This is a genomic window from Streptococcus caprae (assembly GCF_042649745.1).
GTDB lineage: Bacteria > Bacillota > Bacilli > Lactobacillales > Streptococcaceae > Streptococcus > Streptococcus caprae.
Genome location: NZ_JBHRZV010000049.1, coordinates 48,880 through 66,242, shown reverse-complemented (window position 1 = coordinate 66,242; position 17,363 = coordinate 48,880). Strand labels below are relative to the sequence as shown.

At 43.8% G+C, this 17,363-nt stretch carries 13 protein-coding genes; 4 read left to right on the top strand and 9 right to left on the bottom strand.

The features are described 5' to 3' along the window. Together ACFORF_RS06590 and ACFORF_RS06585 are read left to right on the top strand one after the other, a co-directional pair. The coding region (locus ACFORF_RS06590; RefSeq protein WP_380426601.1) for an IS30 family transposase at nt 1-595 on the top strand (595 nt) is incomplete at its 5' end. A 571-nt stretch (nt 596-1,166) separates the two neighbouring features. Continuing rightward, on the top strand, nt 1,167-2,342 hold the full coding sequence (locus ACFORF_RS06585; RefSeq protein WP_380426599.1) for a M20 metallopeptidase family protein: 1,176 nt from the start codon (nt 1,167-1,169) through the stop codon (nt 2,340-2,342). Nucleotides 2,343-2,529: 187 nt separating this feature from the next. Here the strand turns inward: ACFORF_RS06585 and scrK are convergent, their stop codons facing one another. Together scrK and ACFORF_RS06575 are read right to left on the bottom strand one after the other, a co-directional pair. Beyond that, nucleotides 2,530-3,399, bottom strand: a complete 870-nt coding sequence (gene scrK / locus ACFORF_RS06580) for a fructokinase ScrK (RefSeq protein WP_380426597.1) — start codon at nt 3,397-3,399, stop codon at nt 2,530-2,532. A gap of 221 nt (nt 3,400-3,620) precedes the next feature. Then, on the bottom strand, nt 3,621-5,531 hold the full coding sequence (locus ACFORF_RS06575; protein ID WP_380426595.1) for a sucrose-specific PTS transporter subunit IIBC: 1,911 nt from the start codon (nt 5,529-5,531) through the stop codon (nt 3,621-3,623). Between the two features lie 238 nt (nt 5,532-5,769). Here ACFORF_RS06575 and ACFORF_RS06570 point away from each other — a divergent pair, with 238 nt between their 5' ends. Together ACFORF_RS06570 and ACFORF_RS06565 are read left to right on the top strand one after the other, a co-directional pair. Next, entirely contained in the window at nt 5,770-7,209 is a 1,440-nt protein-coding gene (locus ACFORF_RS06570) for a sucrose-6-phosphate hydrolase (protein WP_380426593.1), read from the top strand. Beyond that, complete coding sequence (locus tag ACFORF_RS06565) at nt 7,209-8,174, top strand: LacI family DNA-binding transcriptional regulator (protein WP_380426591.1); 966 nt, start codon at nt 7,209-7,211, stop codon at nt 8,172-8,174. The genes ACFORF_RS06570 and ACFORF_RS06565 overlap by 1 nt, the downstream gene beginning before the upstream one ends. Nucleotides 8,175-8,337: 163 nt before the next feature. On the opposite strand, the gene ACFORF_RS06560 is transcribed toward ACFORF_RS06565, so the two are convergent. From ACFORF_RS06560 to ACFORF_RS06530, 7 genes are all read right to left on the bottom strand, one after another. After that, nucleotides 8,338-9,525, bottom strand: a complete 1,188-nt coding sequence (locus ACFORF_RS06560; RefSeq protein WP_380426589.1) for a cell division protein FtsQ/DivIB — start codon at nt 9,523-9,525, stop codon at nt 8,338-8,340. Between the two features lie 12 nt (nt 9,526-9,537). Then, nucleotides 9,538-10,605 (bottom strand): UDP-N-acetylglucosamine--N-acetylmuramyl-(pentapeptide) pyrophosphoryl-undecaprenol N-acetylglucosamine transferase, encoded by a 1,068-nt coding sequence (locus ACFORF_RS06555; protein WP_380426587.1) that lies wholly within the window; start codon nt 10,603-10,605, stop codon nt 9,538-9,540. Nucleotides 10,606-10,818: 213 nt separating this feature from the next. Then, nucleotides 10,819-12,171: a UDP-N-acetylmuramoyl-L-alanine--D-glutamate ligase gene (murD, locus tag ACFORF_RS06550; RefSeq protein WP_380426585.1), complete on the bottom strand. Its 1,353-nt coding sequence runs from the start codon at nt 12,169-12,171 to the stop codon at nt 10,819-10,821. 256 nt (nt 12,172-12,427) lie between these two features. After that, a complete protein-coding gene (locus ACFORF_RS06545; protein WP_380426583.1) occupies nt 12,428-12,607 on the bottom strand; it encodes a hypothetical protein in 180 nt (59 codons plus the stop codon). A 171-nt stretch (nt 12,608-12,778) separates the two neighbouring features. Continuing rightward, a complete protein-coding gene (gene typA / locus ACFORF_RS06540) occupies nt 12,779-14,626 on the bottom strand; it encodes a translational GTPase TypA (RefSeq protein ID WP_380426581.1) in 1,848 nt (615 codons plus the stop codon). A 378-nt stretch (nt 14,627-15,004) separates the two neighbouring features. Then, a complete protein-coding gene (locus ACFORF_RS06535) occupies nt 15,005-16,375 on the bottom strand; it encodes a HAMP domain-containing sensor histidine kinase (protein ID WP_380426579.1) in 1,371 nt (456 codons plus the stop codon). A gap of 116 nt (nt 16,376-16,491) precedes the next feature. Further along, complete coding sequence (locus tag ACFORF_RS06530; protein WP_380426577.1) at nt 16,492-17,181, bottom strand: response regulator transcription factor; 690 nt, start codon at nt 17,179-17,181, stop codon at nt 16,492-16,494. Between the last annotated feature and the right edge of the window lie 182 nt (nt 17,182-17,363).

Here is a 17,363-nt window from a genome sequence, read left to right as displayed (position 1 = left end):
CACCATCTACTACTGGATTCACCACGGACATTTGGGGATTGCACCATCTGAGATGCTTTATCCACGCAAAAGCAAAGCAGAGAAAAAGCAAGCTAGTCCAAACTTTAAGCCTGCTGGAAAATCCATTGACGAGCGACCAGAGAGTATCAATAACCGTAAAAATATAGGCGATTATGAAATTGATACCGTTATTCAGACGCGAGCTAAAAACGAGTGCTTATTGACTCTGACAGACAGGAAGAGTCGCTTTCAAATCATTCGTCTCATTCCTGACAAATCAGCGACCTCAGTCAATCAAGCTTTGAAAGGGATTCTTCAAAACTATCACATCAACTCAATCACAGCGGATAACGGGACAGAATTTAGTCGCTTGGCAGATGTCTTTGATCCTGAGTGCATCTATTATGCCCACCCTTACGCCTCTTGGGAAAGAGGAACCAACGAGAACCATAACAGACTCATTAGACGATGGTTGCCAAAAGGCACAAAGAAAACGACTATAAGAATGGTCCCCTTCATCGAAAATTGGATTAACAACTATCCAAAGAAATGTTTGAACTATTTATCTCCTAGACAATTTTTACTAAATGCCTAACTTAGACTTGAAATTTAGCCAGCGTTCAGGAATTTCACAATAATTCTTTTATATTTTCTAATTTCTCTATAGGAAAACCGTTGAAATTGCCTACTTCAAACTGTACCATAGTTCGGAAATAGCTGTTTCATGCGTTTGGCCTGACGATCTGATCGCTTGAAAACAAGGAACAAGAAATGTTCATTTTTTTGAGGGGCAAACTAAAATAGTAATCCTCTAATTATTTTTTACCCACACTTATCCCTAAAACATTGTATTTTTTTGAAAAAACCATAACCCTAATACCCAAGCACTTAGCGCCCCTTTTAAACCATCAACTGAAGGCAAACCCAATCAATTAGGAATTAAAAGACACTCCCTAGAAAAGAAAGCACCGTTTTTTCTACCTCGTCCATAGTAAAAATCTGGGTTAAACATTTAATCATGAGGTAGTGCCTCTGTAATCAGATTGTTCTTTAGAAAACTATGCTATACTAATCTTACAAGTAATTATGATTAAACGTTGTAAACTAGTCCGATAAAAAGTTTCATCTTTTTAAGGAAAAAATCCAGCTTACTAAGGAGGAAAACCATGACCTATTTAGAAGACGCGCGAGCATTATACAATGAGATGGTAGCCAACCGACGCCACTTGCACCGCAATCCTGAGTTGGGATTTGACTTACCAAAGACGGTTGCCTTCGTCAAAGACAAGTTAACCGAATATGGACTTGAGCCACACGACATCGGTGACCACGGCATTACTGCCCTCATCGGTAAACCAGGCGGCAAAACTGTACTGTTGCGTGCAGACATGGACGCCCTGCCCATTGTCGAACAATCAGGCCTCGAATTTAGCTCCACAAATGATTATAGCCACACCTGTGGCCATGACATGCACACCAGCATCTTGCTGGCTGTCGCCAAGCTCCTGAAAGCCAACGAAGACCAACTGCAAGGCTACGTTAAATTCATCTTTCAGCCCGCTGAAGAACTTCTCATTGGGGGCAAGGCCATGTTGGAAGCAGGTATCTTAGAGAATCCTAAGGTTGATGCTGCCTTTGGTCTGCACGTTGCTCCCAATGCCCCTCTCCAAGGAATCATTTATCGCCCTGGACCTGCCATGTCTTCAGCCCTCAACTTCCGCATCCGAATTAAGGGAAGCGGTACGCACGGAGCCATGCCCCATTTGGGTATCGACCCTGTTTACATCGGTTCCCAGGTCGTTAACGGTCTCACTGCCATCCCAGCCCGTGAGCTCGGCTTAGACCAAAATGCCGCCGTTACTATTGGACGCTTTGAGGGGTTGGGCGCCATGAACATTATCCCAGACGAGGTCGTCCTTGAAGGCACAGCTCGGACTCTTTCGGAAAATAGCAGAGCCTACCTACGTGACCGCTTACCTCAACTGGCAAGTTCTATCGTTGAAACCTATCGTGGACAGGCAGAGTTCGAATTTATTGCGGACTGCCCGGTCCTGCACAATAATGAAGATTTAACGACTAAAGCTGTCGACATCCTCAAGGATAAACTGCCAGAGAACCTGCCTATCCTCCCCTTCTCACCACAGTTGGCCTCCGAAGACTTCGCCTACTACGCCAACCAGGTTCCAGCCTTCTTCTTCAACCTCTGTAATCCTTATGACCCAACCGCCAACGACCTCCACCCTGTCCACCATCCTAAGGTCGTCTTTGGAGAAGACATGATGCCGATTGGAGTCGCAAGCTTTGCCTACTTAGCTACTGAATGGCTGGCCAAACATGCTTAATCTCCTTTGAGTTCAAGCCCGCAAAGGCTCATTTGAGACTCACTCAAAATCTAATGAGACGAAGCAGATCGATGCTGACAAAGAGAGTTCAGTATTGAAACCTACGAACATCTGGTTTTGATTTTGAAAGAGTATGAATAGACAAAGACTCCTGTCTGAATTTGGACAGGAGTCTTTTCATGTTTGATTAGCGAACTAATTTTTTAGCCAGGGCAAAGTTTCCAAGCGTCGCTGAGCCATTGCCAGCTACCGCAGGAGTGACGATGTAGTCCTCGACGTCTGGCACAGGCAGATAGCCATTGAGCAAGTCTGTAAAGTAGTCACGCACCCGCTTGAGCATGTGGTCCTGAGCCATAACCCCACCACCAAAGACGATGACTTCTGGACGGAACATCATAGTGGCTTGGATGGCAGCCTGGGCGATATAGTAGGCTTGCTTGTCCCAAACATCAGAATCAAAGCCAATGTTTTCCCCACGAATGCCTGTACGAGCTTCCAGGGATGGACCCGCAGCGAGACCTTCTAAGCAACCCTTGTGGAAAGGACAAACGCCATCGAAGTCTGCATCGCCAGGATGTTTCGCTACATAGGTATGCCCCATTTCCGTATGTCCAATAGACCCGATAAATTCACCATTGAGGTAGGCACCCGCTCCGATACCTGTTCCGATCGTGTAGTAAACCACATCTTCGATACCAGGACGGGCAATGGCTTCACCATAGGCAGAAGAGTTTACGTCTGTTGTGAAGTAGATCGGTACATTCAGCGCTTGTTCCATAGGACCAATCAAATCTGCATTAGACCAGTAAGGTTTTGGAGTAGTCGTTACATAACCATAGGTCTCGGAATGCGGATCAATATCGATAGGACCGAAAGAACCCACCGCAATAGCAGCTAAGTTTTCAAATTTAGCAAAGAAAGCAACCGTTTGAGCAATGGTTTCATCAGGTGTCGTCGTTGGAAATTGCACACGTTCTACCACTTCAAAATTTTCATTCCCGACCGCACAGATAAATTTAGTCCCGCCAGCTTCTAGGCTTCCATAAAGTTTTGACATCTTAAAATCCTCAAATTTCCTATAAAATGTTGGCTGAGAGAGCACCAAAGTATCTATGATAAGAATGATTGATTTTCATCCTTACTCTTCAGCTAATCCTCTATCAATTCTAGCAGAAAAGCTGATTTCTGAAAAGCCAAACTCTTTAAAATCATGATTTTTACTAGCTCTGCTATTGGCGTAGAGAAAAGAGGAAGTTACCTTCCCCTTCACAAAATAGATTATTTCACATTAATCAAGTTCGCACCGACTGCAACAGCACCTTCAGCAACTGGTGTTACTTCAGCGTAGTCTGCTGTGTTGGTAACGATAACCATAGTTGTGTCATCGAGACCAGCAGCTGCAATTTTCGCAGCATCAAATGTTCCAAGAACATCGCCAGCTTTCACACGTTGGTCAGCCTTAACTTTTTGGTCAAAACCATTACCGTCCATTGACACAGTGTCAATACCGATGTGGATGAGGATTTCAGCACCTGCATCAGTCTTGATACCGTATGCATGGCCAGTTTCAAAGGCGATCGTAACGACACCGTCAGCTGGAGCGTAAACAGTGTTTTCAGTTGGTTTAATCGCAATCCCTTTACCCATAGCTTCAGAAGCAAAAACTGGATCTGAGACAGAAGTAAGGGCTACTGCAGTACCTGCAAGTGGAGAAACGATTGTTTCTTCTTTAGAAGCAGGCGTAGCTGGTGCTGCAGAAACTGCAGGTTGAGTTTTAACAGTGCCTTCAGTTGCTTCAGAAACCAAATGGCTTGTTTCAGCAGCTTCAGCTTTTGTTTCATCTTCGTAACCGAAGAAGTAAGTCAAAGCAAAACCGAGGGCGAATGACACAGCTACCATGAGGAGGTATTGTGGCAATTGACCGTTAAGGTAAAGCATAGTACCAGGAATGATTGTAATACCTGAACCAGTTGCAGCAAGACCAAGGATTGAAGCAAGAGCTCCACCTACAGCACCAGCAGCAAGTGAGAGGAAGAATGGCTTACGGAAACGCAAGTTAACCCCGAAGATTGCAGGCTCAGTAATACCGAGGAAGGCAGAAAGGGCAGCTGGGAAAGCAAGAGCTTTCAATTTGGCATCTTTAGTTTTCACACCAACGGCTACAGTTGCAGCACCTTGAGCAGTCATAGCTGCAGTGATGATGGCGTTGAATGGGTTAGCTTTATCGCTAGCCAAGAGTTGGATTTCAAGCAAGTTGAAGATATGGTGAACCCCTGAAACCACGATAAGTTGGTGAACACCACCGATGATAAGACCAGCAAGACCAAATGGCAAGGCAAGAATCGCTTTTGTACCAGCCAAGATGTAGTTTTCAACCACGTGGAAGACTGGACCAATCACGAAGAGTCCAAGTATTGACATGACCAAAAGGGTTACAAATGGTGTTACCAAGAGGTCAAGAACATCAGGAACAACCTTGCGCACAGCTTTTTCAAACTTAGCACCAAGAAGACCGATTACAAAGGCTGGCAAAACAGAACCTTGCAAACCAACGACTGGAATGAAACCGAAGAATGTTTGTGCAGTAACATCACCACCTGAAGCAACAGCCCAAGCGTTTGGCAATGAACCAGATACCAACATCATACCAAGAACGATACCTACGGCTGGGTTACCACCGAATACACGGAAAGTTGACCAAACCACAAGACCTGGCAAGATGATGAAGGCTGTATCTGTCAAGATACCTGAGTAAGTGTTCAAGTCATCTGGCAAGGTGTAACCAAGAGCACCGAGCAAACCACGAAGACCCATGAAAAGACCAGTCGCTACGATAACTGGAATGATTGGAACGAAAACGTCACCGAAAGTACGGATAGCACGTTGGAACCAGTTCCCTTGTTGTGCAGCTTCAGCTTTCATTTCATCCTTAGAAGATGTTGGCAAGCCAAGAGCGACAACTTCGTCGTACATCTTATTAACAGTACCAGTACCAAAGATGATTTGGTATTGACCTGAGTTAAAGAAAGCACCTTGGACTTTCTCGAGGTTCTCGATAGTATTCTTATCGATTTTCGCTTCATCTTTAACCATGACACGCAAGCGAGTCGCACAGTGGGCTACGCTACGAACGTTTTCACGTCCACCGAGGGCGTCGATGACTTTTTTTGCAATTTCTGTGTTAGTCATTTGCAAAAACTCTCCTTTTAAATTTCTTTTTTGCTTGAAAGCGTTTCACTTTCATTACGCTATCTATTTTATCTATTTTTCAAAAATATGTCAAGCGTTTTGCAGTTTTTTTATTTTTTAACGTGAAATCGTTGATTTTTCGTATGAAAACGTTTAATATGATAAGTGACATATTTGACATAAAGAAAGGATGAGGGGTCTTTTTGCTTCCATAGCAGAGCTCCTCAATAACATCCCTATGAATTTACCTACAGAAGTCCGCTACCGGGCCTACGCCGATTGGACAGACCAAGAAAAGCAAGCTATCGAAGAAAACATGGCCAAGTCTCCTTGGAAGGCTAGCTACCACATCGAGCCCCGCACTGGCCTGCTTAACGATCCTAACGGTTTCTCTTATTTCGATGGCAAGTACCATCTTTTCTATCAGAACTGGCCTTTCGGAGCAGCCCACGGTCTCAAGCAATGGGTCCACACTACATCTACTGACCTAGTCCACTTTACAGAAACAGGGGTTAAACTCCTGCCAGACCATCCGCATGACAGTCACGGGGCCTACTCTGGCTCAGCCTACGAGGTAGATGACAAGCTCTTCCTCTTCTACACCGGCAATGTCCGCGATGAAAATTGGGTCCGTACACCTTTGCAAATCGGAGCCTGGATGGACAAGGATGGCAAGATTGAAAAGATGAAGGATGTCCTCATCGCGCCGGCAACAGATGCGACGGAGCACTTCCGTGACCCTCAAATTTTTGAGTACAATAATGATTTTTATGCCATCGTCGGTGCTCAAAACCATGATAAATCCGGCTTCATCAAGCTCTACAAGGCTACTAACCGCGAAGTGACCTCATGGGCAGAACTTGGCAACCTTGACTTTGGTGGCACTGGTAGCGAGTACATGATCGAGTGCCCTAACCTGGTCTTTGTCGACGGTAAACCCGTTCTCCTTTACAGTCCCCAAGGGCTGGACAAGGCCGAACTCGCCTACGACAATATCTATCCAAATACTTATAAAATAGCAGAGCGCTTTGCCCCTGAAACAGCAAGCTTAGTTGATGCCTCTGCCATCCAAAACCTAGACTACGGTTTTGAGGCCTACGCAACCCAAGGTTTCAACACTCCTGATGGACGCGCCCTCATCGTCAGCTGGATTGGTCTGCCTGACGTGGACTACCCAACCGATCGCTACGATTACCAAGGCGCAATGAGTCTGGTCAAAGAATTGTCCATCAAGGACGGCAAGCTCTACCAGTGGCCAGTTTCAGCCATGGCTGACCTAAGACAGTCTGATGAACCCTTTGAAAATAAAGGAACGACCTTAAACTGCTACGAGCTCAATGTCACTTTTGCAGCTGATATGACCTCAACCTTGGTTCTCTACGCTGGTCATAACGGACAAGGTTTAAGTCTTACAGTCAATACCCAAACAGGTCACATTACCTTGGATCGTTCACAGGCTGGCGAACAGTATGCGACAGAGTTTGGAACAAGCCGAACCTGTACGGTTGCTCCTGGCTCCGTGGACGCCCGTATCTTTGTCGACAATTCCATCGTTGAAATCTTCATCAATCAAGGAGAAAAAGTCTTCACCAGTCGTGTCTTCCCAGATGCCGACCAAAGCGGTATCCTGGTTAAAGAAGGCCTCATCACTGGGCATTACTTTGAATTGAAAAACTAATGGTTACTAAATTAACAGACGTTGCTGAGTTAGCCGGTGTCAGTCCAACGACCGTCTCCCGTGTCATCAACAAAAAAGGCTACCTCTCTGAGAAAACCATCAAAAAAGTTAAGGATGCCATGCAGGAACTGGGTTACAAACCCAACACCCTAGCTCGTGGCCTCCAGGGCAAGTCCCCCCAGCTGATTGGCCTCATTTTCCCTAATATTAGCCATATCTTCTACGCTGAGTTGATTGAGTATCTGGAACAGGAACTCTTCAACCAGGGCTATAAAACGATTATCTGTAATAGCCAACAGGATTCTGCCAAGGAACGGGAATACCTGGAAATGCTGACAGCCAACCAGGTTGACGGCATTATCTCAGGCAGTCATAACTTAGGGATTTCTGACTATAATCGCGTCGGAGCCCCGATTATTTCCTTCGACCGTAATCTAGCTCCTGATATCAGCGTCGTCGCTTCAGACAACTTTGCTGGAGGGGTTTTAGCTGCCCAGACCCTTAAACAAACTGGCTGTCAAAAACCGATTATGATTTCTGGGAATGACGATTCCTCCTCACCGACTTCAAATCGTCAGTTAGGTTTTTCATCCGTCTTTCCTGATGCTCCAGTCTTTCATCTCTCTAGTGACTTTTCCGCTATTCGTAAGGAGATGGAGATTACCAAGCTCTTGGATGAAGTACAACCTGATGCCCTCTTTGCCTCTGATGATTTGACCGCCATGTTGGTCATGAAAATCGCTCAAACTAAAGGCCTTACTATTCCACAAGACCTCAAAGTTATCGGCTATGACGGCACTAACTTTATCGAAAATTATGTTCCCCAGTTAGCAACCATTAAGCAACCCTTACGTGACATCGCCAAGCTGACTGTCGAACTCCTCCTCAAAAAAATCAACGGCCAAGAGGTTCCGCCTGGCATCTACAAATTGCCCATTACCCTCCTGCCCGGAAAAAGTATTTAAAAAGCATAGCCTAGTACCTGTGATTAACAGGAATTGGCTATGCTTTTTGTAATCGCCCTAAGGTAAGAAAGCTACGTACAACTAAAGATCGTTTATTTATCTTAGAATTTCTACTGTTGTAATAACTCTCACACTTGCAACATACTTATTTGATCCCCAAAAACTATTCTTCAGAACTTACCGAATCATCCAAGACGGTTGTATCCGTATTTTCTACTTCCTCAACGCCACTGGAAGCATCCGCATCACTTTCGGATTCCTCTACGGACGTTTCAGCATCAGAGGAAGTTGTATCGCTAGCTTCGTCTTCTGTTTTTTTAGATTTACTTGCCGCCAAAGCTTCTTCAATAGCTGCATTTGTCGTATAGATGCCAACTTCCATATCAACAATCGAAGGTGCCACCAAATTCTTAGAAATCTTATTGTAGTAGGGTAATTTTTTATCTAATTCTGACAAGGGTACTCGAACTGTATTCCCATCTTTCATTGTCACAAGGAGTAAATCAGTTGTTGATTTTGAATTGGCTAAATCAATTGTCTGGATCTCAGAGATTAGACTCAATTCTAACTTAGTCATTTTTGTGAGAAAAGTCTTCAGATATTTTTCATCTGTAAGATTGATGACCAGAGCTCCATCAGGAAGGCTATCAACCTTCGTTCCCGTCACTAAACTTCCATCTTCCAAAATGGGAGTATAGGCACCATCTGTATCCGCATAGGCAACAATGTTATGCTCCGTTACCTTGATTATGAATTTATTTGGAAAACTATAGCTAATCTTAGCAGATTTAACCCACACATTACCATCAACAACAGCTTTTTCATGCTGGATCGGATTAAAAATAAGATCTGTAATATATGAAGTATCTGAAATACGTGCAGAGGACTTGATATCTGCAGCCTTTGCCTGACTTTCTCCAGAGACAGCGACAACCTTAGTCGTACTGTAAGGAGAAATCATGAAAATAGACAAAAGTAATGTCAGAATCGAAGCTAACAGGAGCAAGCCAACACCAAATCCCCTTAAAAAATCCTTTCGTGATTTTACAGAAGTCAAATTTACCTTTTTGGATGTAGCTCGCCAACGAGAGAGCCAGGATTTTTTCGTTTTTTTCTCCTCAGCTTTACCAGAGAGTTCAGAATCTTTGGGTTCCTCCTTAAAAGTTCCTTCTTCACGATCAGTCTCTAGGTCTGCGACTGCTTGGAGCTGGGCTTGCTTTCTCTCTGCCTCTTCGAGGCGTTTTTTTTCTTCCTCACGCTCTTGCTTTTTCTGCAAAAACTCAAGGTTGCGCTTCTGCCATTCCGTTAGTTCCGGTTTGGTTTCCTGCGGTTGGTCTGTTTTTTTAGGCATGTCTTTTCCTTTTTACTGGGCCATGTCCTGGTTCAAAAGGGCGTAAAAAGCCTCAGGCGTCTGAATTTCCTGACTCGCAGACATGGTCGTGATATAGGTTTCTTTGTGGGTAAGGAGGTCTTGGACCTCTTGGTGCAATAGCGGAGCGGTTAAGTTCTCCTCGGAGATTTGTTTGGCGTAGCCTTTTTTCTCAAAATAAGCCGCATTCTCCAGCTGGTCACCGCGACTGGCTGCCTTCCCCAGGGGAACAATGATATGGGGCTTTGCCATGGCCAACAATTCAAAAATAGTATTGGAACCTCCGCGGGTGATGACCACATCAGCCAAGTCCATCAGGGGCTGGTAAAGACCGGTCACATAGTCCACACGGTAAAGGTGGCGTGTCAGCGTGTTTAAGCTAGCATCTCCAGAGATGTTGATGAGGTTGTAGCTGTCCGTCAAGTCCGGATTGGCTGTGATAAAGTCATTAAAGACCTTGGCCCCAGCTGACCCACCGATAAAGAGCAGGGTTGGCAGTTGCTCATCAAATTGAGCCTTAATGGTCGCCAATTCTGCTTCATCATAAGTTTGAGAACTCCCAACTTTGGTCACCGCACCAACATGCTTGGCTTTGGTGAGTCCGTGAGCCTGCTCAAAGGTCGTGTACATAGTGGTCGCAAAACGATAGGCAATCTTGTTAGCCAAACCCATAGAGAGGTCGGACTCATGAATATAGACGGGTACTCCCGTCAAGCGCCCCGCAATGACAGGTGGCACAGATACAAAGCCTCCCTTAGAGAAGAGAGCTTTAGGTCGGAGGCGGAGCATGATAAACAAGGACTGTAGGACTCCCCAGGCTACCTTAAAAACGTCCAGCATATTTTGCCAGGAGAAATAGCGACGAAGTTTCCCTGTCGCAATCCCGTGAAAGGTGACATCAAGCCCAGACTTGATGATTTGCTGGTATTCGACACCGTGACGGTCACCGATATAGTGGACCTCCCAGCCATCCTCAATAAATTTTGGCATTAGAAGAAGGTTGAGGGTCACATGACCAACCGTCCCTCCTCCTGTAAATACCATTCGTTTCTTTTTTCCCATAATTGATCCCTAGGAGGTGACTTGCAACTGCAGCGACCACCTGATACTCTTCCAAAATCAAAACTATAGGTCCTTAGGTTTCCTTGTCTAACTCTCTTATGCCTAGGTCAACCTGCCTTGTCTAAGGAGATTTTGAATGAGTATGAGATTTCCTTTCTTACTTTACTTGTTACAGGTCTTCGGACGTGACGACGCCCTGCGTGGTTTTAGTCCTTAGCCCTTTAGGCTCTCGTAGGTTGCAATAAATTCGTCGCCACGGACTTCAAAGTTAGCATACATATCCCAGCTGGCATTAGCTGGACTCAGAAGAACCACATCCCCTGCTTCAGCCAACTCGAAAGCTAAACGCGTTGCATCTGCCACATCCTTAGCATCCACATAGGTCACACCAGCCTTATCCGCTGCTCGTTTGACCCGCTCTGCAGATTGTCCTAAAATGACCATTTTCTTGAGTCCTGTAATGTCAGGGACCAATTCATCAAATTCATTTCCGCGATCAAGTCCACCCGCAATCAAGATGACCTTGCTATTGTCGAAACCTGACAAGGCCTTTTGGGTGGCCAAGATATTGGTTGACTTAGAGTCATTGTAGAAGGTCACCCCATCAAGGTCACCGACCTTTTGGAGGCGATGCTTAACCCCGCCAAAGCTAGACAAAGTCTCACGAATGGATTCATTTGGCAGGCCAGATAACTTGGCCACCGCAATCGTCGCCAGGGCATTTTCCACGTTGTGAGAACCAGGCACTCCGATTTCATCAGCCTCCATGATGGCTTCGCCTTTAAAGTAAAGGAGGCCGTCCTGCAAATAAGCTCCGTCCACGACTTCTTCAGTGGAGAACGGAACAACTGTTGCCTGAGTTTTCTGAGCCAATTCTTTTGCCAAATCTTGATTGACATTCAAAATCAGGTAATCATCTGCCGTCATGTAGTTTTGTAAATTCCACTTAGCCGCCACATAGCCCTCAAAATCACCATGATAGTCGATATGGGTCGGCATCAGATTGGTAATAACCGCAATATGTGGCTTGAAGGCGTCCACTCCCATGAGCTGGAAGGAGGACAATTCCATGACTAGAGTATCTTCAGCTTGGGCAGTTTGGGCCACCTCAGAGGCCGGAAATCCAATATTCCCAGACAAGAGGGCCTTACGGCCAGCCGCATTGAGGACTTCTGCAATCATAGTCGTGGTGGTCGTTTTTCCGTTAGAACCAGTAATCGCCACAATCGGAGCCTCTGAAATCAGATAGGCCAGCTCGACCTCAGTCCATACAGGGATGCCTTTTTCAATCGCACGTTCAACCATAGGATTGCTATAAGGGATACCTGGATTTTTAACCATGAGCTCAAAATTCTCATCCAAGAGTTCCAAGGGATGGCTGCCACAGATAACCTTAATCCCGTCCTCAAGGAGCTTTTGAGCCGCTGGATTTTCTTCAAAGGGTTTACCATCATTTACGGTTACAATCGCCCCAAGTTTAGCCAGCAAGCGAGCAGCAGACTCCCCAGAACGAGCCAAACCGAGCACCAAAACCTTTTTATTTTTAAATTGTTCAATCGTCTTCATATACAGATCCATTCTCTCTAATATCGTACCCTATTTTACCATAAAATCAGACAGATGGGTATGAGAAGGGCAACAGAGAAACACAAATAAAAGGACTGACATCAGTCAGCCCCCTTACCACTTTTATTTGAGCATTACCAAAAGTGTTTAAATGGTAAAATCTGTCGTAATCCCAGATAAAAATGCAACACAAAACTTCTTACTTTTCAACAATTCTCTAAATTTTTCCAGGATGTACCTCCAAAGTGTGTTAATTTTATTCCAGTAATCTTAACTCTCCAAGACAGTTTACCGCTAACCATTGAGACACCGTCAGGAGAATAACCATCACCACGAATAAATTATCCACTGCACTGGTCATGGTTGCGAGTTTAAGCGCGATGATAGGAGATAGAATAAACCAAATCATTTGAATAAGCACTAAAGTTTTCTTCATATTAATCACCCTCTCTTTATAATTAAATCGCTTACAAGTCTATTTTATCAAACTATTAATTGTTTTTCAGTAGTTAACACGCTTTTTTTATTATATTGTCGTTTTATAAGAGATAAAGAAAAACCAAGCCAATCTTGATCGCTCAAGAATCGACTTGGTTCATCTTATATTTTAGCCTTCAAGGGCAGATTTTTTCTTTTTAGCTGCCTTGTCGCGCTCAGCCTTATTGAGGATTTGCTTGCGGAGGCGGATTGACTCAGGGGTTACTTCCATGTACTCATCGTCATTGAGGAATTCAAGAGATTCTTCAAGGGTCAGGATACGTGGTGTTTTGATAACCGCTGTTTGGTCCTTGGTTGCTGAACGAACGTTGGTCATTTGTTTAGCAGTCGTAATGTTGACACCGAGGTCGTTTTCACGCGCATTTTCCCCGATAATCATCCCTTCATAGACTTCTGTACCTGGGTTAACGAAAATCGTTCCACGCTCTTCAATACGCATAATAGAGTAGGTTGTAGCCTTACCTTGGTCGATAGAAACAAGGGCTCCACGGTGACGGCCACCGATTTCTGCATTGATAACCGGTTGGTATTGGTCAAAGGTATGGTTCATGATACCGTAACCACGAGTCATTGACAGGAATTCAGTTGGGTATCCAATCAAACCACGGGCAGGTGCTTGGAAAATCAGACGCGTCTGACCGTTTCCTGTTGCAATCATGTCCAACATCTCCCCCTTACGCTCAGAGAGGGATTGAATAACCGCACCTTGGTATTCTTCAGGCGTGTCGATTTGCACGCGCTCGAATGGCTCCATCTTCACGCCGTCAATTTCCTTGATGATAACTTCTGGACGTGATACTTGCAACTCATATCCTTCACGACGCATGGTCTCAATAAGGATAGACAAGTGGAGCTCTCCGCGTCCTGACACGATCCACTTATCAGGAGAATCCGTTGGGTCAATGCGGAGCGAAACGTCTGTTTGAAGCTCTGCCATGAGACGTTCTTCAATCTTACGAGAAGTTACCCACTTCCCTTCACGACCTGCAAACGGAGAGTTGTTGACGAGGAAGGTCATTTGGAGGGTTGGCTCATCGATACGAAGAACTGGCAAGGGCTCAACCGCAGTCGTAGGCGTTACCGTTTCACCAACGAAGATGTCTTCCATACCTGAAACGGCAATCAAGTCACCAGCCTTGGCTTCCTTGATTTCACGGCGCTCAAGTCCGAAGAAACCAAAGAGTTTAGTAACACGGAAGTTTTTAGTTGTTCCATCCAATTTAGAAAGGGTTACTTGATCACCAACTTTTACAGTTCCACGGAAGATACGACCGATCCCGATACGACCAACAAAATCGTTGTAGTCAAGAAGGGATACTTGGAACTGAAGGGGTTCATCAGAGTTGTCAACTGGTGCTGGGATATGCTCAATGATCGTATCAAAGATTGGCGCCATGGTCTTCTCTTGGTCAGCTGGATTGTCTGACAATGAAGATGTTCCGTTAATGGCTGACGCGTAAACCACTGGGAACTCAAGCTGATCATCATCTGCACCGAGTTCAATGAAAAGTTCAAGGACTTCATCCACAACTTCTTCAGGGCGAGCAGATGGCTTGTCGATCTTGTTAACAACGACAATCGGTGTCAAGTTTTGCTCTAGGGCTTTTTTCAAAACGAAACGGGTCTGTGGCATGGTTCCTTCATAGGCATCCACGACAAGGACTACCCCGTCAACCATCTTCATGATACGCTCAACTTCTCCACCAAAGTCCGCGTGGCCTGGTGTGTCCATGATGTTGATGCGAACATCATTATAGGCAACAGCTGTGTTCTTAGCAAGGATAGTAATTCCACGCTCTTTTTCGATGTCGTTTGAGTCCATGGCACGTTCAGCCAACTCAGCACGTTCATCAAGGGTTTGGGATTGCTTCAATAATTCATCTACAAGGGTTGTTTTTCCGTGGTCAACGTGGGCAATAATGGCAACGTTACGGATATCATTTCTTAAATTCGTCATGGTTTCCTCTGTTATCTGTCTGTGATTTTATTTTAACTTATGCATTATACCACAAATGCTTAAGAAAAACCGACTTCAACCAAGTGTAAATGTTTTCAGAATCTCTTTCTCGCTTCCAAGCATAGCAAAGCAAAATACAGAGAACTAGAGAGTGGGATAAAAATCAGTAATTCACTCTAGGAATTTAAAATTTAGTAACCCCAATAAATACTACTCACTTAGCAATCCTTCATAAATGCTAAACCTCTTCTAGCCAATCAGGTAGGAACCTCTCTAGTTGAGCTAATTCAGCAGAGATTTCCCCAACTGCTACCTGTCACAAGTTTTCTTGAAAAACAAAAGAATCTGGTACTTTTTCTACCAGATTCTCTATATCATCTAATAAACTAAATCTTCTTCACTTACAACTGGAACCAACACCTTGAATGTTGTCCCCTGACCAAGTTGACTGGCTACAGAGACACTGCAAGCATAGGCATCTGAAATTTTCTTCAGTATGGACAATCCAATCCCTAAACCAGATTTGGTGCTCGTACGATTACGAGATAAATCAGTGCGATAGAATCGCTCAAAAATATGATTCAAATCGTCCTCAGAAATCCCTTCACCATGATCAGATACAATCAATTCAATCTGATTCTCTACCCTTGTAAGAGACACTTCGATTTCTTGGTGATTCGGCGAATATTTCAAGGCATTATCAAGTAAGATGGTCAGCATCTGCTCGAAATGATTTTTATAAATTTTTGCCATAGGAATAGCTTGACCAATCACTGTTTTAATTGTCGCAGTAGGATGTAAAAGTTTAAAATTCCCAACAACTGTCCTTACAGAATCAGGGAGGAAAGCAGTGTCCCTCAAATGATCTTCAAGATTCCCCTGAACACGGATTGTGTCAAGCATGTCGTTAATCATCAGTGACATCCGTTCAGTCTCCTCATAGGAAGCCTCAAGCGATTCCTCAAGCACCTCAGGGTCATCTTTACCCCAACGCTTTAAAAGGCCCAAATGTCCCTTGATCACCGCAACCGGAGTTCTCAGTTCATGACTAATATCACTAACGAAACGTGTCTGCAATTGATTATGCTCTTCTAATCTATCCAACATCCCATCAAACATTTCTGACAAGTCTTGGATTTCATCATTTGTTTTTAAGTTAGTTCGACGGTCCAAAGAATTGGGGTTTTGGGTAATCTCACCCATAATCTGTTGAAATTGGATTAACGGTTTTAAAAACTCCCGTGTAGTAAAGATGGTGATTAGTAAAATAAGGACCAGAGCTACCACTCCCATAGCAATAATGACATAGGAGAGATTCTGACGCATCTCATCATAATATGTAAGCTCGTGTGAAACCTGAACATACCCAATCAATTGACCTGACTTATCTTGAACCGCTTCTGTTAAAACATAAACCATATCGCTTTTTGTCCGAACTGTCTCAATCTTATTAAGTTCAGTCATTTTAGGATTATCTGCATCTTCAGACGAGGTGAAAATCAGATCTCCGTCTGGATCGTAGACAAAAAGTTTTTGATTGGAATAGAGCATATTTGTAATATCACGCTCTGCCCTTAAAATATAATAAGAGCCATTATTATCAACAAGTGTATCTGTAGTCGCATTCTTATAGAGGATACTCGTAATACTCCCCACTGTGAGAACCTCATCCGACTCACTTAATCTATCTTTAATCAGTGTGATATTATCAGTAATCCGATTTTGTTCACCTAGAAGTAAATACTTCATGGTTCCCCTATGGACAAATACCAAAAACAAGCTGAAAATAACAAGATAGATAAAGGAAGATGTCATGATAATGCGGCTAAGAAGCCTATTTTTTCTTCCTATTTTCCCGTTTTTCATTATTTCTCACGTATAACGTAACCCAAACCTCTAACCGTTTGGATGTAGCTTTCCCTTCCAGGAATATCAATTTTTCCACGTAAATATCGAATGTATACATCAACTACATTGGTTTCAGGATCCTCAACATACTTCCAAACCTTACTTAGAAGTTCTTCGCGAGACATAACTTGATTCATGTTAGACATAAGGACTTGGAGAAGCGCAAATTCTCTCTTGGTCAGTGGAATAAATTGATCTCCTCGAATAACACCTCGATTTTGAACATCTAGAGAAAGATCTCGGTAAGACGTTTTTCTTGTTGGGGCCGCTTTAGCAATGTCACTATCTATCCGTCTAAAAGCTGCCCGTACACGCGCCAACAATTCTTCGATGGCAAATGGCTTAATAATATAACCATCTGCACCACGGTCCAATCCTGCAACAATGTCCATAACAGAATCGCGAGCCGTCATCATAATAATGTAGGTATCTTTTTCATTTTGCAAACGACGGGTAACCTCAAAGCCATCCATCTCAGGCAACATTAAGTCTAGCAAAATAAGATCATAGTCATTTTCCATCGCCTGAGCCAAGCCAGACTTTCCATCATTTTCTACGTGAACTTCATAGCCTTCATGCTGAAGTTCCAGTGACACGAAGCGCGCTAAGTTTTTCTCATCCTCAACAATTAAAATGCGTTTAGCCATTTAATTTCTTTTCCTCGTCCAGAATTGTCTGGTATTCCAATTTTAAAATAGTTGTTATTATAAAAAAATTAGAGAAACCTCTATTCTTCTAATTTTTGAATAAGTCCATTTCCCTGTTTCTTTATAATTATAACATCTTTTCCTTATTCTACAAGGTTTTTTTACTTATTTTATTTGAATAA

Excerpts from the sequence above, each read along its gene's own strand:
- ACFORF_RS06585 (WP_380426599.1), top strand. The coding sequence starts at position 1,167 with ATGACCTATTTAGAAGACGCGCGAGCATTATACAATGAGATGGTAGCC.
- scrK (WP_380426597.1), bottom strand. The coding sequence starts at position 3,399 with ATGTCAAAACTTTATGGAAGCCTAGAAGCTGGCGGGACTAAATTTATC.
- ACFORF_RS06575 (WP_380426595.1), bottom strand. The coding sequence starts at position 5,531 with ATGACTAACACAGAAATTGCAAAAAAAGTCATCGACGCCCTCGGTGGA.
- ACFORF_RS06570 (WP_380426593.1), top strand. The coding sequence starts at position 5,770 with ATGAATTTACCTACAGAAGTCCGCTACCGGGCCTACGCCGATTGGACA.
- ACFORF_RS06565 (WP_380426591.1), top strand. The coding sequence starts at position 7,209 with ATGGTTACTAAATTAACAGACGTTGCTGAGTTAGCCGGTGTCAGTCCA.
- ACFORF_RS06560 (WP_380426589.1), bottom strand. The coding sequence starts at position 9,525 with ATGCCTAAAAAAACAGACCAACCGCAGGAAACCAAACCGGAACTAACG.
- ACFORF_RS06555 (WP_380426587.1), bottom strand. The coding sequence starts at position 10,605 with ATGGGAAAAAAGAAACGAATGGTATTTACAGGAGGAGGGACGGTTGGT.
- murD (WP_380426585.1), bottom strand. The coding sequence starts at position 12,171 with ATGAAGACGATTGAACAATTTAAAAATAAAAAGGTTTTGGTGCTCGGT.
- ACFORF_RS06545 (WP_380426583.1), bottom strand. The coding sequence starts at position 12,607 with ATGAAGAAAACTTTAGTGCTTATTCAAATGATTTGGTTTATTCTATCT.
- typA (WP_380426581.1), bottom strand. The coding sequence starts at position 14,626 with ATGACGAATTTAAGAAATGATATCCGTAACGTTGCCATTATTGCCCAC.
- ACFORF_RS06535 (WP_380426579.1), bottom strand. The coding sequence starts at position 16,375 with ATGAAGTATTTACTTCTAGGTGAACAAAATCGGATTACTGATAATATC.
- ACFORF_RS06530 (WP_380426577.1), bottom strand. The coding sequence starts at position 17,181 with ATGGCTAAACGCATTTTAATTGTTGAGGATGAGAAAAACTTAGCGCGC.